This is a genomic window from Arthrobacter sp. GMC3 (assembly GCF_002929305.1).
In the GTDB taxonomy this organism is placed as follows: Bacteria; Actinomycetota; Actinomycetes; order Actinomycetales; family Micrococcaceae; genus Specibacter.
This window is the reverse complement of record NZ_PJIO01000108.1, coordinates 1-613: the sequence shown is the minus strand read 5'-3', so window position 1 is coordinate 613 and position 613 is coordinate 1. Positions and strand designations below refer to the sequence as shown.

1 rRNA gene is annotated in these 613 nt (G+C 50.7%); it reads left to right on the top strand.

Annotated features, from left to right (window positions below):
* Positions 1–613: ribosomal RNA gene (locus CXQ94_RS21660) — 23S ribosomal RNA — on the top strand; the annotation flags it as partial.

The window sequence follows — 613 nt, the reverse complement described above, 5'->3', positions numbered from 1 at the left end:
GTGACCGATAGTGAACCAGTACCGTGAGGGAAAGGTGAAAAGTACCCCGGAAGGGGAGTGAAAGAGAACTTGAAACCGTGTGCTTACAAGTAGTCAGAGCCCGTTAATGGGTGATGGCGTGCCTTTTGTAGAATGAACCGGCGAGTTACGATCTGATGCAAGGTTAAGCAGCAAATGCGGAGCCGCAGCGAAAGCGAGTCTGAAGAGGGCGAGCAGTTGGCTGACGCAGACCCGAAACCAAGTGACCTACCCATGACCAGGTTGAAGGCGCGGTAAAACGCGCTGGAGGACCGAACCCACGTAAGTTGAAAATTGTGGGGATGAGTTGTGGGTAGCGGTGAAATTCCAAACGAACTTGGAGATAGCTGGTTCTCTCCGAAATAGCTTTAGGGCTAGCCTCGCAAAGAGGATGCTGGAGGTAGAGCTCTGTTTGGACTAGGGGCCCGTCTTGGGTTACCGAATTCAGATAAACTCCGAATGCCATTCATGTATGTCCGGGAGTCAGACAGTGAGTGATAAGATCCATTGTCGAAAGGGAAACAGCCCAGACCACCAGCTAAGGTCCCCAAATATATGTTAAGTCGAAAAGGATGTGAGGGTGCACAAACAACTA